The organism is Aeromonas sp. MR19 (genome assembly GCF_963899305.1).
Lineage (GTDB): Bacteria > Pseudomonadota > Gammaproteobacteria > Enterobacterales > Aeromonadaceae > Aeromonas > Aeromonas bestiarum.
Genome location: NZ_CAWQWZ010000050.1, coordinates 76162 through 97419, shown reverse-complemented (window position 1 = coordinate 97419; position 21258 = coordinate 76162). Strand labels below are relative to the sequence as shown.

Here is a 21258-nt window from a genome sequence, read left to right as displayed (position 1 = left end):
CCCGAAGAAATCGGCTTGAGCCCTTAAAAACAATTGGAAAAGTGTGATACAACAAACGGAATTTTTTAAAGGAAACCTGTCATGACCGAGTTGCAACAGATCATCGAAGCGGCCTTCGAGCGCCGTGATTCCATCACTCCCGGCTCAGTCGATGCCGCCACCAAGGCCGCCATCCTGCAAGCCATCGACCTGCTGGATTCCGGCAAGGCCCGTGTCGCCGAGAAGATTGCCGGCGAGTGGGTGGTACACCAGTGGTTGAAGAAAGCGGTACTGCTCTACTTCCGCATCAATGACAACGGCATCATCAAGGGCGACGATGCCCAGTACTACGACAAGGTTCCCCTCAAGTTCTCCGACTACACAGCCGAGCAGTTCAAGGAAGCGGGTGTGCGCGTGGTGCCGCCGGCAACCGCCCGCAAAGGCTCCTTCATCGCCCCCAATACGGTGCTGATGCCCTCCTATGTCAACATAGGCGCCTTCGTTGACGAAGGCACCATGGTCGACACCTGGGCCACAGTGGGCTCCTGCGCCCAGATCGGCAAGAACGTGCACCTCTCCGGCGGCGTCGGTATCGGTGGCGTACTGGAGCCGCTGCAGGCCAACCCGACCATCATCGAAGACAACTGCTTCATCGGTGCCCGTTCCGAAGTGGTGGAAGGTGTGATCGTGGAAGAGGGCTCCGTCATCTCCATGGGCGTCTTCATCGGCCAGTCCACCCGCATCTATGACCGTGAAACCGGCGAAATCCACTACGGCCGCGTCCCGGCCGGCTCGGTGGTCGTATCCGGCTCCCTGCCCTCCAAGTGCGGCAAATACAGCCTGTACGCCGCCGTCATCGTCAAGAAGGTGGATGCCAAGACCCGTGCCAAGGTCGGCATCAACGCTCTGCTGCGCTCCATCGACGAGTAATGGCCAACTGCTTGCTGCAAGGGCGCCTCGAGGCGCCCTTTTTTATGATTGCATCGACATCCAGATGATAGGAATGTCCCGCGGCCCTAGCTGTCGGTATCAGCGCCCTGCTGCGCGCCATCGATAAGTGATCGACCAGCCATCATGGCAAAAGGGGCCTTTTGGGCCCCTTTTGATTTTGGCGCCCCTGTCACAGGCAAGCCACACAGACTCGGTTAAGATAGATGGGTCAGGATCGTTTCAAACCGAGGAAGCCCGATGTACGAGAATCTGAAGAGCCTGGGGATCCAGGAACCCACCTCAGTGGACAGCTATACCCTGCGCCAGGAAGCCAATCACGACATCCTCAAGATCTACTTCAAGAAGCAGAAAGGCGAGTTCTTCGCCAAGAGTGTCAAATTCAAATATCCCCGCCAGCGCAAGACCATGCTGGTCGACTCGGGTACCCATGAGTACAAGGATGTCACCGAGATCAACGCCAATCTCAAGTACGTGGTGGATGAGCTGGATAACCTGACCCAGGGCGTGCACGTCCAGGCCGACCCGGACATCAAGCAGAAGATACTGCGTGACCTGCGCCACCTGGAAAAAGTGGTGCAAAACAAGATCAGTGAAATAGAGCGGGATCTGGAGAAGTTGTAAGCCCGATCCGGCAACAACGAGGGGCGCCCGTCAGGCGCCCCTTTTCTTTGTGCGGGATCCGCATGCCATGGGCGGGTCAACATGTGGTGGGGGCAGCAGGCCATTAACGCCCCCCTCACCCCCACTCCTTTGGGTGCAACAGGATGAGCAACTCGACAGACCCAGTCCCTGCCCGCTATCACCCTGACGCTCGCCCAGCAAAAAGGGAGGCTTTCGCCTCCCTCTTCAAGAACTCTGATATTCAGGCAACAGGATTAGTTGCTCTTCATCCAGATATCCATGTCGGTTTTCAGGTTGTCTGACTTGGTACCGAAGATGGCTTGTACGCCGGAACCAGCTACGACCACACCGGCAGCACCCAGTTTCTTCAGACCAGCCTGGTCAACCTTGGCAACGTCTTTCACGCCAACCCGCAGACGGGTGATGCAGGCATCCAGAGAAGCGATGTTCTCTTTACCACCGAAGGCAGTGACCAGGGCAGCAGACATCTCGTCCTTGCTTTGGCTGACGGTCTCTTCAGCAGTCTCGTCTTCACGACCCGGAGTTTTCAGGTTCATGGCACGGATTACGAAGCTGAACACCACGTAGTAGATGACCGCGTAGACCAGACCCAGACCCACCAGCAGCAACATGTTGTCGGCACGGGGTGATTGCACCACGAAGTCGATGAAACCGTTGGAGAAGGTGTGACCGTGTACCACGCCCAGGGAGTTGGTCAGCACATAGGCCAGACCAGCCAGTACGGCGTGAATCGCGTACAGCACAGGAGCGATGAACAGGAAGGAGAACTCAATCGGCTCGGTGATACCGGTCAGGAAAGAGGTCAGGGCGGCAGAGGCCATGATACCTACGATCTTGGCGCGGTTTTCCGGCTTGGCGGCGTGAGCGATGGCAAACGCAGCAGCAGGCAGACCGAACATCTTGAACAGGTAGCCACCGGCCAGCTGACCGAAGCCGTTACCGGCAGCGCGGGAAGCGTCATCGGCAGTCAGGAAGCAGGTCATGATGCCGTGAACAGTTTCACCGGCGCCGTTGACACAGGTACCCGCCTGATAGAAGAAAGGCACGTTCCAGATGTGGTGCAGACCGAACGGGATCAGGGAGCGCTCAACCACGCCGTAGATACCGAAGGCCAGTACCGGGTTCTGGTTGGCAGCCCAGTCGGAGAAGGCGCCGATGGCGGAACCAACTGGCGGCCAAATCACGGACAGGATCACACCCAGACCGATGGACACGAAACCTGTGATGATGGGCACGGCACGCTTGCCGGCGAAGAAGCCCAGATACTCTGGCAACTGGATCTTGTAGAAACGGTTGAACGCCCAGGCAGCCACACCACCGGCGAGGATACCGCCCAGTACGCCGGTCTCGATGGTTTCAACACCCATCACAGGTGCCATCACCTTCAGAGTAGCTGTCATGATGCCGTAGCCAACGATGGCTGACAGACCGGATACGCCGTCGTTATTGGTAAAGCCGAGGGCAACACCCACTGCAAACAGCAGGGCCATCTGACCAAATACGGAACCACCAGCTTGCTCCATCAATTGGGAGACAATTTCTGGCAACCAGCTGAAGTGAGCGGCGCCCACCCCCAGCAGAATACCTGCAACTGGCAAGACCGATACTGGCAGCATCAGCGCCTTACCGACCTTTTGCAGATTAGAGAAAGCATTTTTAAACATGTGTGCGCTCCTGAATGAATTGTCTTCCCGTAAACGGTTCAGTCCAATTGATAGACGATCACGAGCATCATCTTCATCGGCATGAATTCGATTGGGGGGTGTTTATTTTGACCTGTTGAATATAACCCAGCAGATCTGAAATTTCTTCCATCAGGCGCAAGGGAATAAAAAATTTGGAGGGGAGATCACAAGATAATTCAGAGGGAAAATTCGGGGAGATTACAGATATATTTCGGCATTTTCATGCTACGCCATAAATATGAAAAGTGCTGTTTCGCATTGTATTTTAACCAATCATATTAATGCCGAAAGAAACGCATTGTAACTTAATGTAACCATTTGCTGTTTTTTCTATTTTAGTCTACCGATTAAAAAGGCCTCCAACAAGGGAGGCCTCAAATAAATATTATCTTTTAAAGACTGGGCAATATTCAGCCTTTCTGCGAACGCTTGACCGCATCAATAAAGACGGATTTCGCCTTGGTCGAGCCGGCACGCTCGGCCTCATTGACCAGTTGCATCGCCTTGTCGATATCACCGGCTTTCACCGCTTTCTCGATCTGGGACTGATAGAAGGCCTCGGTTTCGGTCAGCATGGCGGGTGCGGGTTTGCTGGGCGCAGCAACGGCTGCAGCCGTCACAGTGCCAGCCGCCACGGCAGCGGTCGCCGGTGCGGCCTGGCTCATCGCCACCTTGTCTGCGTACTCGGGTTTGAAGACGGCCTCAAGACCCTGCCCCTTGGCCATGTCGACAACTTCGATCTGCACCAGGCCCCATGGGGAGTGCGGGATCACGGGATCCTTGATATCCGGCTCGACCGTGCCATTCGCACGGGCAAACGCCTTGGAAGGATGCAATATGGTGGTACTGCCCGCCAACTGGTTGGCCGGGGCATAGACAATCATGTAGGTTTCAGCCGCCGGGTTGCCCGGCATGCTGCGATCGACAAACACCTTGCCTTCGATGCGATCGTTGTCCAGCAGATGGGCTGGCTGGTAGCTGAATACCGACTCACCCAGCACGCGAGTCACCTTGAACTGGGCATCCAGCATGATGACCTGAGGCACCAGTACTGTCTTGCTCACCTGGGAGGCAACCTTGATGGCCAGGTTGCCGGTGTTGGCTGGCAGGCGATAAGCCGCAAAGTAGCTCATCCCCTCGTCAAACTGAAAACTGGGTTGCTTGCCATCGAGGGCCAGCAAGGTATCGCCTTCCGGCAAGCTCACATAATTGAAATCGTTGAAAGCAGCGCAGCAGCTGGTTGCCTGTGAGAGCGCCTGCTTGGCCTGTTCGGCATTACTCAGGATGGATGCGTGATCCTGCACGGGGATCAACATGCTACCGGAACAACCGGCCAACAGCGCAGTAACCACGGCTGCGATAGACATCTTTACCAGTTTCATTCTTCTTATCTCCATAACCCGGTTGCCGTTACCCGGCGAAACAAAACTGCCCCCATACGGGGGCAGTGACTAACTTAACTTAAACAGCTGCTTACCACCAAGCTTCCGCTTGCACACCCACTTGGTAGGTGTCTTTGGAGGTGCCGCTTTCGAAGACTTTCTGATCTTCGTCGTTGGCCAGGTAGGAGGCGAACACACGGATTTCAGGACGGGCCCAGAAGCTGGAGCCGGCAGACCAGGCTTGAGCCAGGGTCAGCTTGTAGCCGGAGTCATCAACAGAGGTACCGTTGGTGGACTTGGTCTTGTCCTTGAAGTAGCCGCCTTCGAAGATGGTCTTGTTGAAGTCATCCCACTTGTACATGGGGCGAACAACGGCGGACATGGCTTCAACCTTGTCGTTGCCATCCCACATCTCGTTGCCTACACCGTAGACCAGCTGGTGACCCATCTCGAAGTTGTTGCCCATGGGAACAACACCCCAGTTGATGATGCGGAAACCATCAGCACCGTCTTTGGCTTCGGCACCGTACCAGGAACCGTCACCGTAGAAGGCCATGGTCTTGGAGTAACCTTCAGTACCGTACTGCAGCACAGTCTTGTTGAAGCCACCCAGGATGCCTTGGGTCAGTTCGGCAGTCAGCATGACGCCGTCTTTCATGTTGTTGTTTTTCAGCGGTTTCTGCGCTTCGGTCTCGTTAACCAGTGCGTAGTCTACGCCAACTTCCAGAGACGCTTCGCTCCACAGCGGGATACCGGCATAACGCAGATCCAGCGTGTTGACGTTCAGGTCTTCGTTTTTACGATAGATTGGATTACCGGTAGTCGGGTCTGTTCCAATCTGGTTGTACTGACCGAACACATCGGCCGCGCTGCGGTCGTTGCGAACCCAGGCGAAGGAGATCTTGCCAGGACCGGCCTGGATGCCTTCGATACCGGCACCGGCACCGGAGATGTTCCAGTAGTAGAAGTCGGAGATGTGGATGTCGTGACGTTGGTAGTAACGCTTACCGGCCCACAGGGTGGCTTCCGGTGCGAAACCCAGCAGGCCCTTGGCCTGGACGTTGAACTGGCGCAGGGCGAAATCGGAATCACCGTTGCACTGTTTGGCATCGAAGTTACAAACGGTACCGGTACCTTCCCAGTCGTTTGAACCGTTGGAAGCCATGGCGAACATGGAATCAACGTAGAAAGTCTTGCCATCCTTGTTGAATACTTCCTGACCCAGCTGAACTTCGCCGTAGGTATCATTTTCGTTACCCAGACGACCAACCTTGTTCACGTTGTATTTCACCATGTCTCCGTCACCGGAAACGCCAACACCTGAACGGAAGTAGCCGTGGAAATCAACGGCGAAGGCGGCTTGGGAAGCCAGGGCTGCGGTTACTGCTGCAGCGATCGGGAGCCACTTTGCTTTCATTTTCATTTTCCTTATTCCCGCTGAGAGGAGTGTGATCCTGAATATCCAAGTTCTTATCACCATAAAAACGTTTAGGTGATAACCGAGGCCGATTATAGGTAGCCAATTTCGGGACAAACATGAGCTGATTCACAAAATGGCGACAAATCGCCCACCCCACACCCAAGAGGGTTTTATAGGACATGGGAAGCAATAAATTAGCAATAACTCACCAATTAAAAACACGAACAAGCAAAAAACATGGCTTGAAATCGCTATCAAACATTAATTCGCTTCGCTGATTAAGTTGAAAATACCCAAATCAATGACAAAAACATGACTGAAATCGCTTTCAATGCGGAACTTTTAATTTTCTTGCATGTCGGTCATGACAGAAATAAATGCTCGGCCAAACGAAGGGATGCCAGAAAAATAACCGGATAAAAAGTGGGAAATATGGTCAGTTGAGACTGGTCTGGCCCGGAAATAAACATCCCCCATGGGCAAACCAACGGGGGACAAATAAAGAACACAAGGAGGGGAAAACTAGAGTGTATTTTCCCAGCCGGTTAGCCAGGCCAGCGCCACTTTTTCCGGTTCATCGTCGACGGTGGCATCTATCTCCAGACGGGGCAACAGAGCCCTGGCCCCCAGCTCCTGCAACAGGCCGTCAAGCTGACGGCCGGCACCGCAAAAGTGCTCATAGCTGCTGTCACCCATGGCGATGAGCGCATAGCGCCACCCTTTCATATAGGGAGCCCGATCGGCCAGGGCGGCGGCTAAGGGTTGCAGATTGGGCGGAATATCGCCCTGCCCCGTGGTGGCGGTGATCACCAACAGGAAGCGGGAGGCGTCCAGGTCTTCCAACACGGCCTCATCGAAGATCTGGCACACATGTCCGGCCTGCTGCAACTGCGCAGCCAGCGTCTCGGCAACCAGCATGGCCGCGCCATAAACGGTTCCCACTACTATATCTATCTGAGCCATAACGGATTCCTTTGACTGGCGTGGCTTTACAGCATGCCACAACCCGGTCGAAGGCAACACCCGACCGTGAGTGAGCAGGCCAGGTGAAGATCAGTAGTCGCTCTCGCTGGCGGGCCAGCCCAGCTCGGCAAACAGCTGCAAGACGTCCGGCCCCAGCGGCGCCTGGATCCGCATCGGGACTTTGAGGATCGGGTGCTCGAAACTGAGTCTGCGGGCCACCAGCAGCAGGCGTTCGCACCCCAGCTGCTCGCGAAAGAAGCGGTTGTGGCGGCCATCACCATGGCTGGTATCCCCGACTATGGGGTGGAACAGGTGGGCCAGATGGCGGCGCAGCTGATGCTTGCGACCGGTTTTCGGGAACAGCCTGACCAGGCTGTAACGACTGGTGGGGTGCTTCTTGGAAACCGCATGGGGCAACTCGACCTGGTGCAGGCGATGAAATGCGGTGACCGCCTCCTGAGCCGGACGATCCGGGGAGCTCATGGCATCGGCTATCTTGTCCAACTGCTCCTTGAGGGGGTAATCGATCACCCCCTGCTCCGGGGCCCAGCCCCGCACCAGCGCCAGATACTCCTTGTGCACCCGACGGGCGGCAAACGCCTCGGTCAGGGTGCGGGCAACCGCAGGATCGAGCGCAAACAGCAGTACGCCCGAGGTTGGGCGATCGAGGCGATGCACGGGGTAGACGTGGCGGCCGCCGATGAGATCCCGGGTCATCTGCATGGCGAAGCGGGTCTCGGCCTTGTCGAGCCAGCTGCGGTGCACCAGCAGGCCCGACGGCTTGTTGACCGCCACCAGCCAGTCATCCTGATAGAGCAGAGTCAGCTTCATCGCGCCGCCGTCTTTAGCACAGCAACCATGGGGGCCGCCACCAGCCAGCGTTTCCTTCTGATAGAGCAGAGTCAGCTTCATCGCGCCGCCGTCGTTAGTACGGCAACCATTGAGGCTACCGCCAACCGGCGTTTCCTTCTGATAGGGCAGGGTCAGTTGCAAGGCGTTTTCTTCCTTTGCCTGCTCACTCATCATTGCTCAACCACTTTGCCGGAGAGCAGCAGATCGAAGCGGGCGATCAACCGCAGCAGGGCTTCCACGTCGGCCAGCTCTTCTTTGTAGACTTCGCTCGCCATGGGATAGAGGGAGACGCTGGTGGGCAGCGGCGCTTGCAGCATGACCAGTTGCTCCATGCGCGGGATCAGCACGAACTGCAGCCACTGATCGAAGCTCAGGGTATCGACACAGAACGGCAGCTCGCTCGCCAGGGCCTCTTCACCCGGATGCTCATCTTGCCAGCGCTCCAGGCGCTGCAACTCGGCGGTGAGTTCACCCAACAGGCCGGCTACCAGCAAATATTGATTCATCTCGTCGTCCTCTTGCTCATGACCACATACCGGTCAACCTCCCCGGTAAAACGGGCACAGGCTGGCCGGGCTCATCAAAAAAGGGCGCTACTATACACCGTCCCCCTCCCCCTCTGCCATGTTCCATTGGCAGGCTGGACGCAGAGCCGAGCCCCACAGGATATCTGATGCAACCGCTTTATACAGCTTGACCCGCAGCACCCTTCTCAGCTTGTAACAAAGCGGTCTTGGTGCCCCTGCTGGCTATCTGATACAACCGCTTTATAATCGGCCCGCATCACCCTTAGCCGGATCACATCATGTCTACCATCAACACGCTGACCGAGTTTCTGACCCAGGCCGATACCCAGTTTCAACTGTTCGACATGGGCCGCCAGGTGCGACCGCTGGCGAGCGATACCTTCGTGCGCATCGAGCAGCAGCAAGAACCCTATCCCTGGCCCCTGCAACAGCACGCCTGGCTCGGCGTTCACTTCTTCCAGCCGGCGGAGTCCAGGCACTATCTCTGGTTCCTCAAGTTTGCGCTCGATGAGCGCGGTCTGCTCATCGGCAGCGGCCCCAAGCTCTTCATGGATCAGGTGGTCGAGACCCTGGGCTACAAGCTGACCGGCGATCTGGATGAAGAGAAGGCCCAGCGACTGGCCGACAACCCCTACACCTTCCGCCCGGCCGAGGCCAAGATGGCCAGCCTGCATGCCAAGCTGGCCCGCCAGTTGGAACAGGCCCCTTCCGCCTACTACAACGCCCTCTGCCACTATCTGGCGGCACCCGGCGACGAAGGCTGGCAGGCGCTGGGCCTGCAAGGCTTCGCCGACATGGCCGAGCGACTGCAGGACGAGCGCAATCTGGCGCTGGTGTGCAAGGCGTTGCCAAGGCTGCCCCAGGCGCCGCTCTACGCCCTGTGCCAGAGCCTGGAAAATGTCCCGCTGCCACCGGCCGTGCAGGGTGCCCTGTTCGAGCGCATCGGCAAGGAGCAGGAGAGCGCCGAGCCCAACCCGGAAACCCTGGCCTACCTGTGCCGGGCGCTGGCCTCTTGCAACGGCAATGCCATGCGTACCAACAAGCTGCTGACCCTGCTGCAAACCCAGCCGAGCCCGGCCCTGCTGCTCGCCATCGCCGGTCGCCTCTGGCCCGATCTGAAGGAGCCGAGCCTGCTCGGCCTGTTCCTGGAGCAGCTGGCGCTGCAACCGACCCAGTTCTTCAACCATGTGTTTGCCGAACTGGTGACCCTGCCGGCACTGCGCGATGATATGCTGGCCAGATTGCGGGATCCGGCGCGCAGCGATGCACTCGGTCAGGCCATAGGCCGTCTGTTTGCCGCGGCGTAACATCTGATGGAATAACGGCCGGGTGGCTCGCCACTCGGTCCACACCAGGCCACATCACAAGGAAGGAGCCCTCGATGGGTGAAATGCTCGGTATCTTGCTGCTTATCCTCATCGGCGCTGCCTTCTGGCATCAGCGCCGCCAGGCCGAACTCGCCTGGCAATACATGCGCCGCTACTGCCAGCATCACGACCTGCAACTGCTGTCGCTGGCGCGCAGCCACCGTGCGCTGGCCAATCAGCCACTGCGACTGTTGACCTACTACGAGTTTGAATTTTCCAGCGATGGCGAGAGCCACTATCAGGGACAGTTGCGCATGCAGGGACTGCACATTGTCGGCGTCGATCTGCCACCCCATCGCATGCCATCCCAGTAAGCCAGCCAGCGCGACTCCCGCTGGCCCCAAGGCCAGCCACCCCGCATCGGGCCCATGCCATCGCAATAGCAAGCCGGCACGGATCCGGGCCTATAATTTTCAGGAATGTCCCCCGGGAGAGATGAGATGGAATTCCTGACCCACGACCTGTCCGCCCTGTTTGCCCAGCTGGGCCTGGCCAACGACGAGCTGAACCTGCACCGCTTTATCCACGAACACAGGCTGGACAATCAGACCCTGCTGCCCGAGGCCGCTTTCTGGACCCAGTCCCAGGCCAACTTCCTGCGCGATGCACTCTGGGATGATTCGGACTGGTCGGAAGCCATCGATCAGCTGGATGTGCTGCTGCGCCAGACCGATTGAGCCTCCTCCTCTCGCCAGCCCGCTTTCCAGACGAAGGCGGTTTGGTTAAGCTCTGTGCCCCGTCCAGCCCGTATCATCGCCATCCTGCGCAGGAGCCCCATGTCCGCCCAAGAGATCATCCGCATTGCCAACGAACTGGCCGCGAAGGGGATCGCCCCCTCCACCGCCATGGTCAAGGCTCGCCTCAGCCAGCCCGTGCCCATGGCCGAGCTGCTGAAAGTGCTGAGCCAGTGGAAACAGCAACCCCAGCCCACCGAGCCATCCGCAACCACCACACCTGCGGTTGCCAAGCCCGAGCTAGCGGCCGATGCCGTCAACCTGCAGCAGCTGAGCGAGCAGCTCAACCGGCTCGAGCAGAAGGTCGATCGCCTGACCGCCCTGCTGCTTCAACGCCAGCCGGACTGAGCCCCCATGTACATTCTCGAACTCAGCTTTGAATGCTATCGCGATACCTCCCTCGGTGAGGCCGAGCGGGCCATAGTCAACTACCTGGACATGCTGCGCTATCAGGGCCAGATCCTTGGCCGGGAGTTTCCCACCAGCATGCAGCAGGGTCAGTTCATCAGCCGGGTGGTCTGCCCCGAGCAGGACAGCCTGCACCCGGACAACCAGAGCGAACAGGTGGCACTGGCTGAACAGCAGCTCAATCAGGCGGGACTGCTCGCGCCAAAACTCCAGCTGCAAGGGGTGGATCTGCTCTCCGACAGCACGGATCCTTGCGGCCATACCGACGAGCGGCCGAGCTGGATGCTGCTCTACACCAGCTTCCTGCACACCTGCTCGCCACTGCGCTGTGGCGACCACTTCGCCCCCATACCGCTCTACCGGCTGCCGGCCATCGCCAACGGCGACCACAAGCAGATCATCAAGTGGCAGGAGGATTGGGAGGCGTGTGATCAGCTGCAGATGAACGGCTCCATCGCCGAACACGCAGCATTGCACGAAATCGGCGAGGTAGGCAGCCGACTGCAACGCCGTGGCAGCGATCTCGGCAAGCGGCTGGAGGCCCTGAGCGGCATTCCTACCTATTACTACCTCTACCGGGTCGGCGGGCTGAGCGCCGCCGAAGAGAAGGCTCGCCCCTGCCCAGGCTGTGGCGGTGAATGGGCGCTAACCGAACCGCTGCACGAGATCTTCGACTTCAAGTGCGATCCCTGCCGGCTGGTCTCCAACCTCTCCTGGGACTTCAAGGATTAGGGGCCACGCCAGCCGTGATAAAGGGACAATGAAAAAGAGCCTTGCCACACGGCAAGGCTCTTTTCGTTCGGGTTTGTACAAGGCCCCTTATTGCGGCAATGTCTCCAGCCGCGCGAGAAAATCGGGCAGGGAGGGCGCCAGCGCCAGACGGCGACCCGAGTCAAGCCACTCCAGCCACACCTGACCACTCTCGTTATCAAGGGAAATAAGCGTCATCTCGTTGCGGGTGGTGGCGATGAAGATAGATGGCGCACGCTTCAACTTGCGCAGCATCAGCAGGTGGCCGATCAGGTTCTCCCTCAGCAGGTCCAGATCCGCCTCGTTCCACGGCAGGATCAACTCAAGGCGCAACCCCTTGTAGGAACAAGGAATGGGGCGGCTGAACCAGTGGCCAAACAGGGCAAGGGCAGCGGGATGCAGCACCAGCTCCAGCGCATCGGCCATGGCCGTGAAATCAGCGGGTTCACTGCGCCGCTGAGGACGCCAGGCGACCCGCCCCTCTCTGGGCTCATCCAGCTCGCAAGGGGAGCGCCAGTCAGCCTCCCATTCACACAGGGGCAGTCCCCGCCTTGCCTCGCCATCACGCTGCCAGCGTAAAAAAAAGTGTTCCAGGGCAGACAAGACTTGATCCGACATCGAAATTCCCCACAATTGCTGCCAAAGTCCGCTATTGCACCATCAAAGCCGTGAGCAGACAAGGTGAAGCGCGAGACGCCGCCACTGGGTGGCAATCCTCCCGCGACGCCGACCTGGGGCAAGGGCCCCAGCCGCTGCCAGCGCAATGGCCCATTCAACGTCCGGATCATCAAACACATGAGCAAACAAGAGAGATACGCAGGTGCCAGCGCCTTGCAGGGGCTGAGCCTGGGTCAGCAGTCCGCCTACATCAGCCAGTACAGCCCGGCCCTGTTGCAGCCGGTACCGCGCAGCCTGAACCGCGACGACCTCGGCCTGACCGGCACGCTGCCGTTCCAGGGTTGTGACATCTGGACCCTGTACGAGCTCTCCTGGCTCAATGCCAGAGGCAAGCCCATGGTGGCCGTCGGCGAGGTCTCAGTCCCGGCGACCAGCGCCAACCTCATCGAATCCAAGTCGTTCAAGCTCTATCTCAACTCCTTCAACCAGACCCGTTGCGACTCGCTGGAAGCGGTACGGGCGCTGCTGGTCAAGGATCTGAGTGCCTGCGCCGGCAGCGATGTGAGCGTCACCCTGTTCCCGCTGACCCAGGCGCCCCACCACATTGCGACCCTGCCGGGGGAGTGCATCGACGAGCAAGACATAGAGGTGGACTGCTACGAGTTCGATGCCGAGCTGCTGCTGGGGGCGGCGAGCAACGAGGAGGTGGAAGAGACACTGCACAGTCACCTGCTCAAGTCCAACTGCCTGGTGACCAGCCAGCCGGACTGGGGATCCGTGGTGATCCACTATCGCGGCCCGCGCCTCGATCGGGAAAAACTGCTGCGCTACCTCATCTCGTTTCGCCAGCACAACGAGTTCCACGAGCAGTGCATCGAGCGGATCTTCACCGATCTCAAGCACTTCTGTCGCCCGAGCCAGCTGACCGTCTATGCCCGCTATACCCGCCGTGGCGGACTGGATATCAACCCGTTCCGCAGCGACTGGGAAGTTCCCCCCGCCAACCTGCGCCTTATCCGCCAGTAAACGCCGGGCGCAGCTGACAGTAAGGAGGCTTGGATACCAGGCACCTTCCTCCGTCACTGCCAGTCAATGCTGGACGCGGCTGACAGGAAGGGCTTGAATACCAGGCCCCTTCCCCTGTCACTGCCAGTCCACGCTGGACGCGGCTGACAACAAGGGGCTTGGATACCAGACCCCTTCCCCCATCCCCGCCAGTAAACGCTGGACGGGCAGGGGGGGGCTTGGATAACATGCCCACACCCCTGTGCTGTCCTTAATCCAATGAATCAACTGTTTTTTCTGGCAATGATGATGTCCTCCCTGTCTGCTCCTGATCTGGATCTGGCCAAGGAGCAGTTGTCTATCGATCTGCAGCAGGCCCAGACCCTGGTGCTCACCGATCCTGCCAGATGTGTCCAGATCACCTCGGCCTTCCTGACACGCACAGCCAATAATCCCAAGCAAATCATCAGCAATCGCCAGGAGTACGGCTATCGCGAGCCATTGCTGAGCTATGGCACGGCCGCCCAGGCCACAGGTGCTCACCTGCTCAAGGGGGAGTGTCTGCTGCAACTGGGCCAGTTCCAGGCGGCACAGAAGTCGCTCGATCAGGGCATCGCCATGGCCGCCAAGGAGCAGCAACTGGAGTTGCAGGCTCACGGCCTCTATCTCAAGATCCGCAGCCAGAATCTGCAGGATCACTCCCATGGCGCCAGCGCCGGCCTGCTCGGCCAGCTGGAGACCCTGCTCAGCAATCCCAGCCTCAAAGAGAGCCAGCTGCAGGTCTACAGCCGCTTGCTGCGCACCAACGCCAGCATAGAGGCGCACCAGTTCGACGAGGCCAAACGCCAACTGGCCGAGGCTAGGCGCTGGGCGAACAAGACCAAGGAGCCGCTGGCCAGTGCCTGGGTCAGCGCGGTGAGCGGCGATCTCTACCATGCCCTCAGGCAGCCCCAGCTCTCGCTCGGTGACTATATCGACGCCCAGCAACAGGCCAGGGGACTGCAGGATCCCCTCTTCCTCGGGCTGCTGTCGAACCAGATAGTGAACCTCTATCAGGCGGAACAGGAGCCGCAGAAGGCGCTGCAATACGCCAATGAGGCCGCCAACTACTTTCATGCCCTCGGCAACCCCTCCCTGCTCAGCGATGCGCTGATCGTGCTCGCCCGCCTCAACCGGGATCAGGGTGAGATGAACATGGCGCTGGTCTACTTCTTCAATGCGCTGGATCTGCTGGACGAGGGCAACAATCGCACCCGCATCGCCAATCTCAAGTACGAGATAGGCAAGACCTATCTGCAAACCGGCAACCTGACCCTGGCCCGCAACTACCTCACAGCGGCCCGCCAGTCCCACGAACTGGGCGACGACAAGGAGCCGCTGATCGACACCCTGCTGCTGCTGGGTGAGCTGCACCTCAAGCAGAAGGAGGGTGGCATCGCCATCCTGCAGCTGGAAAATGCGCTGGCGCTGGCCAACCAGATCGGCGATGCCCAGCGCCAGTTCGAGATCTTCCGGCTGCTCTCTGTGGCCTACGAGCAGAAGGGCTACCTCAAGCAGGCGCTGGACAGCTACAAGAATTTCCACCAGCGCAGCGAGCAGGTGCGCCAGCAGCAGGTCGATCTGGAGCAGGAGGCGATCCGCGACAACTATGTCCAGGTGGAGCGGGAGCAGCAGATCAAGGAGCTGGAACAACAGCTCGATACCAGCCGGCATCAGCAGGATCGCTACCTCTGGTCGAGCGTCATCACGGGTCTTCTGCTGACCCTGTTCATCTATCTGTTCTTCACCCTCTGGCTCAAGCTCAGGGTCGCCCGCCTGCAAGGCAAGCAACTGGGTGAGGCCATCTTGATCGAGCCGCGCACCGGCCTTGCCAACTGGCAGCGGCTGATGAGCCGCTGGCCGCGTGAGATGGCCAGACGCCAGCAAAAGTCAGAACGCTGGTATCTGAGCGAGCTGCCCACCAGCGAATTCGACGACAAACTGCATTATCTGCTGTTTCGGGTGCCCTTCCTGGTCAACAGCCTGGAGCAGCACGGCTATCAGGTGAGCCGCGAGATAGAGCAGGCCTTCGGCAGCTATGTCAACGGGCTGACGCCGCAGGATGGGCGCATCTACGATCTGCGTGAAGGCCACCTGCTCTACGTGGTGCCCCAGCGCCATGTGGAAGACCTGCACCGGCTGGCCCAGGATCTGCTCGCGGCCTTTGCCGCCTTCCCCTGCCAGCACCCGCTGGATCGCCACATCAGCCTCGGCATCGTCAGCCATCCCTTCCTGCCCAAGGCGGCGACCGCCCTCGATCACCACGGCCTGTTCGATCTCTGTTATCTGGCACTGGCCGGAGCCATTCAGCTCAGTGAAAAACACCAGCAAAGTGTCTGGCTGGAGCTGGCCGCCATCGATTGCCAACAGGCCGCGTTTTTTAATGGGGATGTGTGGCAATGCTGCTTGATGGCAATTGACAAGGGACTGGTAAAAGTAAATTCTTCTCATGAAAAGCAATGGGTTAATTGGCTTCGACTTTCACGGACGAAAGCGCCGGATGACCAATGACGATATAGATAATCAACTGGGTCTGGAACTGGGTTCGACCGCCGTTGCTATCCAACACAAAAACGATAATGACAACAGGGCGACCTGAATAATGAATGATATCGCTGCCGTAGCAGGACAATTGGCCAGACTCAGGGAATCCCTTCAGCAAAAGCAGCTGGAGCTCGACGGCATCGTCTCTTTCTCCGACACCGAGCGCGCCCGCAGCATCCAGTTCATCGGCAAGTTGATGCAGGCCTGTCGCGGCCATGATCGCGAGCTGGACAACAAGCTCGCCAAGCTCAAGCAAAAACTCGATGGCAATCCGCCGCTCTCCGCCCTCGACGCCGATCTCGCCGTCATCGAAAAGCTGTTGCAGCAGCACGGCAACGCGCTGGAAGAGTCCATCACCCTGACCAAGTCCGCCATCGACCTTGGCTCCAAGCAGCTCAAGTCCATCAAGGGCTTCCCGGAGGATACCCGCAAGTCCCTCAAGGAGTTTCTGGCGAGCCCGGATGGCTATGGCATAGGCGATCATCAGAAGAAGGTGATCCGGCTGCTGGAGTTCTACCAGCAGGCCATCAAGATCCAGCTGCTGCCGACCCAGCCCCTGCTGGCGCAGGCTCCCGTTGCCAGCACGCCGGCCGTGGCCATAGCCGAACTATCTTCCCCCGAGCCAACCATCCCGTTTGATGCCAAGACCCACGCCCACATAGCCGACGAGTTGCAGCGGCTCATCACCGAGCTGGACTTTGCCGGTGCCGTCGGCGAGAGCCTGGCGGATATCCGTCGCCAGTTGCTGGGTGGCATCACGCCGCCGCTGCTGGCCGAGATCTGCCTGCAGATCATCGAGCTCATCATAGAGGGCACCCGCGAGGAGCGAAAATCTTCCCAGGCGTTTCTCAGCACCCTCAACGAGAGCCTCTCGGCTGTGCATTTCAGCTTCACCGAATCCCTCGACGAGGGGCGCGCCCTGCAAAGCGCCACCCAGGATACCCGTCAGGCCATCGACAAGGAGCTGAAGGCCATCGATCATACCCTGGCCAGCCATGACTCCCTCGATGAGCTCAAGGGCGCCATCTCGGGCCACATGGGCGCCATCAACCTGCTGTTGCAGGACAGGGAAGCCATGGCCGCCCGCGAGCGCCACCTGCTGACCCGCCTCTCCACCATGGAGGCCAAACTGCGGCTGATGAAGGAGGAGACCGCCGAATACAAGAAGCGGCTCACCATCCAGAAGCACAAGCTGTTCCTCGACAGCCTGACCCAGGTGCACAACCGGGCGGCCCTCGACGAGCGGCTCGAACTCGAATACAAGCGCTGGTTGCGCTACAGCACGCCGCTGTGCCTGGCCATCATCGACATAGATCACTTCAAGAACATCAACGACAACTACGGCCACATGGCCGGTGACAAGGCGTTGAAGGTGGTTGCCAAGGCGCTGCAGGGGGCTCTGCGTGACACCGACTTCATCGCCCGCTTCGGTGGTGAGGAGTTCGTGGTGCTGCTGCCGAACATCAACCCGGACAAGTACCAGAAGCCGCTGGAGACTCTGCGTCAGACCATCAAGAGCATTCCGTTCCGTTTTCGCGATGCCAGGGTCGAGATCACCATCTCCATCGGCGCCACCCTGTTCCGGGAAGGGGATCACACCACGGATGCGTTCGAACGGGCCGACAAGGCGCTCTACAGCTCCAAGAACTCGGGCCGGGATCAGGTCAATCTGGCCTGATGGCAGGCTAAAAAAGCAGCAAACGCACTTCTCCCCTATTCCCCTGCCCCACCGCTTACATCTACTATCAAATTCAAGGGATGCCACAGGGCATCCCGTTTTCTCCCCAGGGAAAAGCACAACGATAACAAGCGAGTGAAAGGGGAACCTATGATTACGCACATCAATCCTGTCGGCAGCATGGACTTGCTGTCACAACTCGAGGTGGATCGCCTCAAACAAACAGCCTCCAGCGATATCTATCAACTGTTTCGCAACTGCTCGCTGGCAGTGCTCAACTCAGGTAGCCATACCGACAGCTCCAAAGAGATACTGGAGCGCTTCAAATCCTTTGATATTCATGTGATCCGGCGCGAGCGCGGGGTCAAACTCGAACTGTTCAATGCCCCCGAACACGCCTTTGTGGATGGCGAGATCATCCGCGGCATTCAGGAGCACCTCTTCTCCGTGCTGCGCGACATCCTCTATGTCTCGACCCAGCTGGAGTCGAACCGGCTGGTCAACCTGACCAGCTCCACCCACATCTCCAACGTGGTATTCGCCATACTGCGCAACGCCAAGGCGATCCTGCCGGGTGCGGATCCCAACCTGGTGGTCTGCTGGGGCGGCCACTCCATCAACGAGATCGAGTACCAGTACACACGCGCGGTGGGCAGCGAGCTGGGTCTGCGTGAGCTCAACATCTGCACCGGCTGCGGCCCGGGTGCCATGGAAGGGCCCATGAAGGGCGCCGCCGTCGGCCACGCCAAACAGCGGGTGCGCAACGGCCGTTACATAGGCCTGACCGAGCCGTCCATCATAGCCGCCGAGCCGCCCAACCCTATCGTCAACGAGCTGGTGATACTGCCGGACATAGAGAAGCGGCTGGAGGCCTTCGTCCGTCTTGGCCACGGCATCATCATATTCCCGGGCGGAGTCGGCACAGCCGAAGAGCTGCTCTACCTGCTCGGCATCATGATGCACCCGGCCAACGAGCGGCAGCCCATGCCGATCATCCTGACCGGTCCGAAGGAGAGCGCCGATTACTTCCGCGCCATCGATGACTTCGTCAAGGCGACCCTGGGCGAGCCTGCCACCAGCCTCTACCGGATCATCGTCGGCGATGCGCCGGAAGTGGCCCGGGTGATGAAGGAAGCTATGCCGAAGATCCGCGAATATCGCAAGTCGGTCGGCGATGCCTACTCCTTCAACTGGTCCCTCAAGATCGAGCCCGAGTTCCAGCTGCCGTTCGAGCCGGATCACGCCAACATGGCCAGCCTGGATCTGCACCGCAACCAGCCGCCCCAGCTGCTGGCGGCGAACCTGCGCCGAGCCTTCTCCGGCATAGTCGCCGGCAACGTCAAGGAAGGGGGCATTCGCGCCATCGAGAAGAAGGGTCCCTTCAAGCTGCACGGCGACAAGGAGCTGATGCACCTGATGGACAAGCTGCTGGAGAGCTTCGTCAAGCAGCAACGGATGAAGCTGCCGGGCAGCCAGTACGTGCCCTGCTACGAGATAGTGCGCTAAGGCTGGCATCGCGATACGAAAATAGGGGCGCATTGGCGCCCCTTTTTTACCTGCCTCTGGCATGCAAATGCCATCAATCCCCCATCAGGCCGGCCTGTTTGTTACAATGGCGCGTCTCGACCGCCAAGAGTGTCCCATGTCAACTATCAGGCCGCACCTGCTCATCATAGATGCCCTCAACCTCATCCGTCGTCTGCATGCGGTGCAAGCCCAGCAGGCGCTGACCCCGGCCCAGGCGCTGATCGCCACCCGTGCCAACCTCATCAACACCTGCCGCAAGCTGCTGGCCGGCAGCGAGCCGACCCACGCCATAGCGGTATTTGACGGCGAGGTGCACAGCTGGCGCAAAGAGGTCTATCCGGCCTACAAGGAGGGGCGAACCCCCATGCCGGTCGAGCTGCGCGAAGGCTTGAACAGCTTGCAGGATGCGTTCTGGGAGTGCGGCGTGGATGCCCTGCTCTCCCAGACCGACGAGGCGGATGACCTGATCGCCACCCTGGCCACCGGCATTGCCCAGCATGGGGCCAGGGCCACCATCATCTCCACCGACAAGGGGTTCTGCCAACTTATCTGCCCGCAGATCCAGATCCGCGACTACTTCAACAAGCGCTGGCTGGATGCCGCCTTCGTCGAGCAGCAATATGGGGTGGAGCCGGCGCAACTGGTGGATTTCTGGGCCCTGACCGGCATAGGTGGCTCCAACATCAAGGGGGTGCCTGGCATAGGCCCCAAGACAGCGACCCAGCTGCTGCAACAACATGGCAGCTTGTCTGCACTGCTCGCGGCCTGTCAGCAGGAGGACGCCGGCAAGCCCTTGCTCAAGCTGCGCCAGCACCAGGATGAAGCCCTGCTGGCCCAGCGGCTGGTGCAGCTGCAGCGGGATATTCCGCTGGGGTTCAACCTGCGGGAGATACGCTATCCTCCCGTGCCCGACAGCGAGGCCTGACGGGTCTCCACCATGCTCCAGCAATCCTGCCAATCATGACGGGACTCACCCTTGCTGTTGACAAAAGCAGATAGAATGTAAAGAAACATGGAGGGTTAGGTGTAGAAATGGTATAAAACGGCCGAATCCTCCCCCTCTGTTCCCTAGAAGTGGATACCTCTCATGTCAAAAAGAAAAATTACCGTCATCCCGGGCGACGGCATTGGCCCCAGCATCATAGAATCCGCCATCCAGATCCTGACCCACGCCGGTTGTGACTTCGAATACGAATATGCGGATGCCGGTCTGGTCGCGCTGGAGAAGCACGGCGAGCTGCTGCCCCAGGCCACTCTGGATCTGATCGAGAAGAACAAGGTCAGCCTGAAGGGCCCGCTCACCACCCCGGTCGGCGGCGGCTTCACCTCCATCAACGTCTCCCTGCGCAAGAAATTCAACCTCTACGCCAACGTCCGCCCCGTCATCTCTTTCAAGGGCACCCGCAGCCGTTACGACAACATCGACATCATCACGGTACGGGAGAACACCGAGGGCATGTACTCGGGCGCCGGCCAGAAGCGCAGCGATGATAACCAGAGCGCCGAGGCGATGAGCATCATCACCCGCGACGGGGCCGAACGCATCGTCAAGTTCGCCTTCGAGCTGGCCCGTCAGGAAGGGCGCAAGAAGGTCACCATCATCCACAAGGCCAATATCCTCAAGTCCACCTCGGGCCTGTTCCTGGAAGTGGCCCGTGAAGTGGCGGCCCGCTATCCGGATATCCAGAGCGAGGAGATGATCGTCGATGCCGCCTGCATGAACCTGGTGATGTACCCGGAGCGGTTCGACGTCATGGTCACCACCAACCTGTTCGGCGACATCCTCTCGGACCTGTGCGCCGGTCTGGTGGGGGGCTTAGGGATGGCGCCGGGTGCCAACATAGGGGATGGCGCCGCCATCTTCGAAGCTGTGCACGGTTCGGCACCGGATATCGCGGGCAAGAACATCGCCAACCCGACCTCGGTGATCCTCGCCTCCATCCAGATGCTGGAATATCTGGGCATGCAGGACAAGGCTGAACGCATTCGGGAAGCGGTGCGCGCCACCATAGAATCCGGCGATCGGGTCACCCGGGATCTGGGGGGCACGGCCTCCACCAGCGAGTTCACCCAGTCCATCATAGATCGGCTGTAATCTAGTCTAATGTATTGATTTTAAAAGGGAGCCTAGGCTCCCTTTGTTTTATCTCGCGGCGCGCTACCCCCCTCATCGATTGGCTACTATGT

The 21258-nt window shown here is 59.3% G+C and carries 20 protein-coding genes; 13 read left to right on the top strand and 7 right to left on the bottom strand.

Annotation, left to right across the window (positions count from 1 at the left end; genetic code table 11):
- Nucleotides 1-81: 81 nt before the first annotated feature.
- Together dapD and AACQ95_RS17640 are read left to right on the top strand one after the other, a co-directional pair.
- On the top strand, nt 82-909 hold the full coding sequence (gene dapD / locus AACQ95_RS17645; RefSeq protein ID WP_042867191.1) for a 2,3,4,5-tetrahydropyridine-2,6-dicarboxylate N-succinyltransferase: 828 nt from the start codon (nt 82-84) through the stop codon (nt 907-909).
- Nucleotides 910-1167: 258 nt separating this feature from the next.
- Nucleotides 1168-1551: a DUF3461 family protein gene (locus AACQ95_RS17640; RefSeq protein ID WP_011705091.1), complete on the top strand. Its 384-nt coding sequence runs from the start codon at nt 1168-1170 to the stop codon at nt 1549-1551.
- 254 nt (nt 1552-1805) lie between these two features.
- On the opposite strand, the gene ptsG is transcribed toward AACQ95_RS17640, so the two are convergent.
- The 6 genes from ptsG to AACQ95_RS17610 form a co-directional block, all read right to left on the bottom strand.
- A complete protein-coding gene (ptsG, locus tag AACQ95_RS17635) occupies nt 1806-3236 on the bottom strand; it encodes a PTS glucose transporter subunit IIBC (protein ID WP_043134475.1) in 1431 nt (476 codons plus the stop codon).
- Between the two features lie 431 nt (nt 3237-3667).
- Complete coding sequence (locus AACQ95_RS17630; protein ID WP_043134473.1) at nt 3668-4639, bottom strand: MalM family protein; 972 nt, start codon at nt 4637-4639, stop codon at nt 3668-3670.
- A 91-nt stretch (nt 4640-4730) separates the two neighbouring features.
- Nucleotides 4731-6056, bottom strand: coding sequence for a maltoporin (locus tag AACQ95_RS17625; RefSeq protein ID WP_290017336.1), 1326 nt, complete (start codon nt 6054-6056; stop codon nt 4731-4733).
- A 525-nt stretch (nt 6057-6581) separates the two neighbouring features.
- A complete protein-coding gene (locus AACQ95_RS17620; protein ID WP_098984767.1) occupies nt 6582-7022 on the bottom strand; it encodes a flavodoxin in 441 nt (146 codons plus the stop codon).
- A 90-nt stretch (nt 7023-7112) separates the two neighbouring features.
- Nucleotides 7113-7853 (bottom strand): tRNA pseudouridine(65) synthase TruC, encoded by a 741-nt coding sequence (gene truC / locus AACQ95_RS17615; RefSeq protein WP_043134766.1) that lies wholly within the window; start codon nt 7851-7853, stop codon nt 7113-7115.
- A 191-nt stretch (nt 7854-8044) separates the two neighbouring features.
- Complete coding sequence (locus AACQ95_RS17610; protein ID WP_042867184.1) at nt 8045-8380, bottom strand: YqcC family protein; 336 nt, start codon at nt 8378-8380, stop codon at nt 8045-8047.
- 299 nt (nt 8381-8679) lie between these two features.
- Here AACQ95_RS17610 and AACQ95_RS17605 point away from each other — a divergent pair, with 299 nt between their 5' ends.
- From AACQ95_RS17605 to AACQ95_RS17585, 5 genes are all read left to right on the top strand, one after another.
- Nucleotides 8680-9708, top strand: coding sequence for a DUF3549 family protein (locus tag AACQ95_RS17605; RefSeq protein WP_098984768.1), 1029 nt, complete (start codon nt 8680-8682; stop codon nt 9706-9708).
- A gap of 74 nt (nt 9709-9782) precedes the next feature.
- Nucleotides 9783-10082: a DUF3301 domain-containing protein gene (locus AACQ95_RS17600; RefSeq protein WP_098984769.1), complete on the top strand. Its 300-nt coding sequence runs from the start codon at nt 9783-9785 to the stop codon at nt 10080-10082.
- Between the two features lie 126 nt (nt 10083-10208).
- A complete protein-coding gene (locus AACQ95_RS17595; protein ID WP_043134467.1) occupies nt 10209-10445 on the top strand; it encodes a DUF2789 domain-containing protein in 237 nt (78 codons plus the stop codon).
- Between the two features lie 99 nt (nt 10446-10544).
- The gene (locus AACQ95_RS17590) at nt 10545-10850 is read left to right on the top strand and encodes a hypothetical protein (RefSeq protein ID WP_241279205.1); all 306 of its coding nucleotides are present in this window, start codon (nt 10545-10547) and stop codon (nt 10848-10850) included.
- 6 nt (nt 10851-10856) lie between these two features.
- Nucleotides 10857-11642: a Zn-ribbon-containing protein gene (locus tag AACQ95_RS17585; protein WP_042867179.1), complete on the top strand. Its 786-nt coding sequence runs from the start codon at nt 10857-10859 to the stop codon at nt 11640-11642.
- 87 nt (nt 11643-11729) lie between these two features.
- Here the strand turns inward: AACQ95_RS17585 and syd are convergent, their stop codons facing one another.
- Nucleotides 11730-12278 (bottom strand): SecY-interacting protein, encoded by a 549-nt coding sequence (gene syd / locus AACQ95_RS17580; protein WP_241279204.1) that lies wholly within the window; start codon nt 12276-12278, stop codon nt 11730-11732.
- A gap of 177 nt (nt 12279-12455) precedes the next feature.
- Here syd and queF point away from each other — a divergent pair, with 177 nt between their 5' ends.
- The 6 genes from queF (at nt 12456) to AACQ95_RS17550 (ending at nt 21166) form a co-directional block, all read left to right on the top strand.
- Nucleotides 12456-13304, top strand: a complete 849-nt coding sequence (queF, locus tag AACQ95_RS17575) for an NADPH-dependent 7-cyano-7-deazaguanine reductase QueF (RefSeq protein WP_103471548.1) — start codon at nt 12456-12458, stop codon at nt 13302-13304.
- 258 nt (nt 13305-13562) lie between these two features.
- Nucleotides 13563-15833 carry a hypothetical protein gene (locus tag AACQ95_RS17570; RefSeq protein WP_043134459.1) on the top strand — a complete coding sequence of 757 codons (2271 nt, stop codon included), beginning with the start codon at nt 13563-13565 and terminating at the stop codon, nt 15831-15833.
- Between the two features lie 91 nt (nt 15834-15924).
- On the top strand, nt 15925-17544 hold the full coding sequence (locus AACQ95_RS17565; protein ID WP_241279203.1) for a GGDEF domain-containing protein: 1620 nt from the start codon (nt 15925-15927) through the stop codon (nt 17542-17544).
- A 150-nt stretch (nt 17545-17694) separates the two neighbouring features.
- Entirely contained in the window at nt 17695-19050 is a 1356-nt protein-coding gene (gene ppnN / locus AACQ95_RS17560) for a nucleotide 5'-monophosphate nucleosidase PpnN (protein ID WP_011705076.1), read from the top strand.
- A 136-nt stretch (nt 19051-19186) separates the two neighbouring features.
- A complete protein-coding gene (gene xni / locus AACQ95_RS17555; protein ID WP_241279202.1) occupies nt 19187-19996 on the top strand; it encodes a flap endonuclease Xni in 810 nt (269 codons plus the stop codon).
- Nucleotides 19997-20158: 162 nt separating this feature from the next.
- Nucleotides 20159-21166 (top strand): isocitrate dehydrogenase, encoded by a 1008-nt coding sequence (locus tag AACQ95_RS17550; protein WP_098984774.1) that lies wholly within the window; start codon nt 20159-20161, stop codon nt 21164-21166.
- The last annotated feature ends 92 nt before the right edge of the window (nt 21167-21258 follow it).

Excerpts from the sequence above, each read along its gene's own strand:
- AACQ95_RS17630 (WP_043134473.1), bottom strand. The coding sequence starts at position 4,639 with ATGAAACTGGTAAAGATGTCTATCGCAGCCGTGGTTACTGCGCTGTTG.
- AACQ95_RS17625 (WP_290017336.1), bottom strand. The coding sequence starts at position 6,056 with ATGAAAGCAAAGTGGCTCCCGATCGCTGCAGCAGTAACCGCAGCCCTG.
- AACQ95_RS17565 (WP_241279203.1), top strand. The coding sequence starts at position 15,925 with ATGAATGATATCGCTGCCGTAGCAGGACAATTGGCCAGACTCAGGGAA.
- AACQ95_RS17610 (WP_042867184.1), bottom strand. The coding sequence starts at position 8,380 with ATGAATCAATATTTGCTGGTAGCCGGCCTGTTGGGTGAACTCACCGCC.
- dapD (WP_042867191.1), top strand. The coding sequence starts at position 82 with ATGACCGAGTTGCAACAGATCATCGAAGCGGCCTTCGAGCGCCGTGAT.
- AACQ95_RS17605 (WP_098984768.1), top strand. The coding sequence starts at position 8,680 with ATGTCTACCATCAACACGCTGACCGAGTTTCTGACCCAGGCCGATACC.
- queF (WP_103471548.1), top strand. The coding sequence starts at position 12,456 with ATGAGCAAACAAGAGAGATACGCAGGTGCCAGCGCCTTGCAGGGGCTG.
- AACQ95_RS17620 (WP_098984767.1), bottom strand. The coding sequence starts at position 7,022 with ATGGCTCAGATAGATATAGTAGTGGGAACCGTTTATGGCGCGGCCATG.
- AACQ95_RS17590 (WP_241279205.1), top strand. The coding sequence starts at position 10,545 with ATGTCCGCCCAAGAGATCATCCGCATTGCCAACGAACTGGCCGCGAAG.
- AACQ95_RS17600 (WP_098984769.1), top strand. The coding sequence starts at position 9,783 with ATGGGTGAAATGCTCGGTATCTTGCTGCTTATCCTCATCGGCGCTGCC.
- AACQ95_RS17640 (WP_011705091.1), top strand. The coding sequence starts at position 1,168 with ATGTACGAGAATCTGAAGAGCCTGGGGATCCAGGAACCCACCTCAGTG.
- AACQ95_RS17570 (WP_043134459.1), top strand. The coding sequence starts at position 13,563 with ATGAATCAACTGTTTTTTCTGGCAATGATGATGTCCTCCCTGTCTGCT.
- xni (WP_241279202.1), top strand. The coding sequence starts at position 19,187 with ATGTCAACTATCAGGCCGCACCTGCTCATCATAGATGCCCTCAACCTC.
- ptsG (WP_043134475.1), bottom strand. The coding sequence starts at position 3,236 with ATGTTTAAAAATGCTTTCTCTAATCTGCAAAAGGTCGGTAAGGCGCTG.
- AACQ95_RS17595 (WP_043134467.1), top strand. The coding sequence starts at position 10,209 with ATGGAATTCCTGACCCACGACCTGTCCGCCCTGTTTGCCCAGCTGGGC.
- truC (WP_043134766.1), bottom strand. The coding sequence starts at position 7,853 with ATGAAGCTGACTCTGCTCTATCAGGATGACTGGCTGGTGGCGGTCAAC.
- ppnN (WP_011705076.1), top strand. The coding sequence starts at position 17,695 with ATGATTACGCACATCAATCCTGTCGGCAGCATGGACTTGCTGTCACAA.
- AACQ95_RS17550 (WP_098984774.1), top strand. The coding sequence starts at position 20,159 with ATGTCAAAAAGAAAAATTACCGTCATCCCGGGCGACGGCATTGGCCCC.
- syd (WP_241279204.1), bottom strand. The coding sequence starts at position 12,278 with ATGTCGGATCAAGTCTTGTCTGCCCTGGAACACTTTTTTTTACGCTGG.
- AACQ95_RS17585 (WP_042867179.1), top strand. The coding sequence starts at position 10,857 with ATGTACATTCTCGAACTCAGCTTTGAATGCTATCGCGATACCTCCCTC.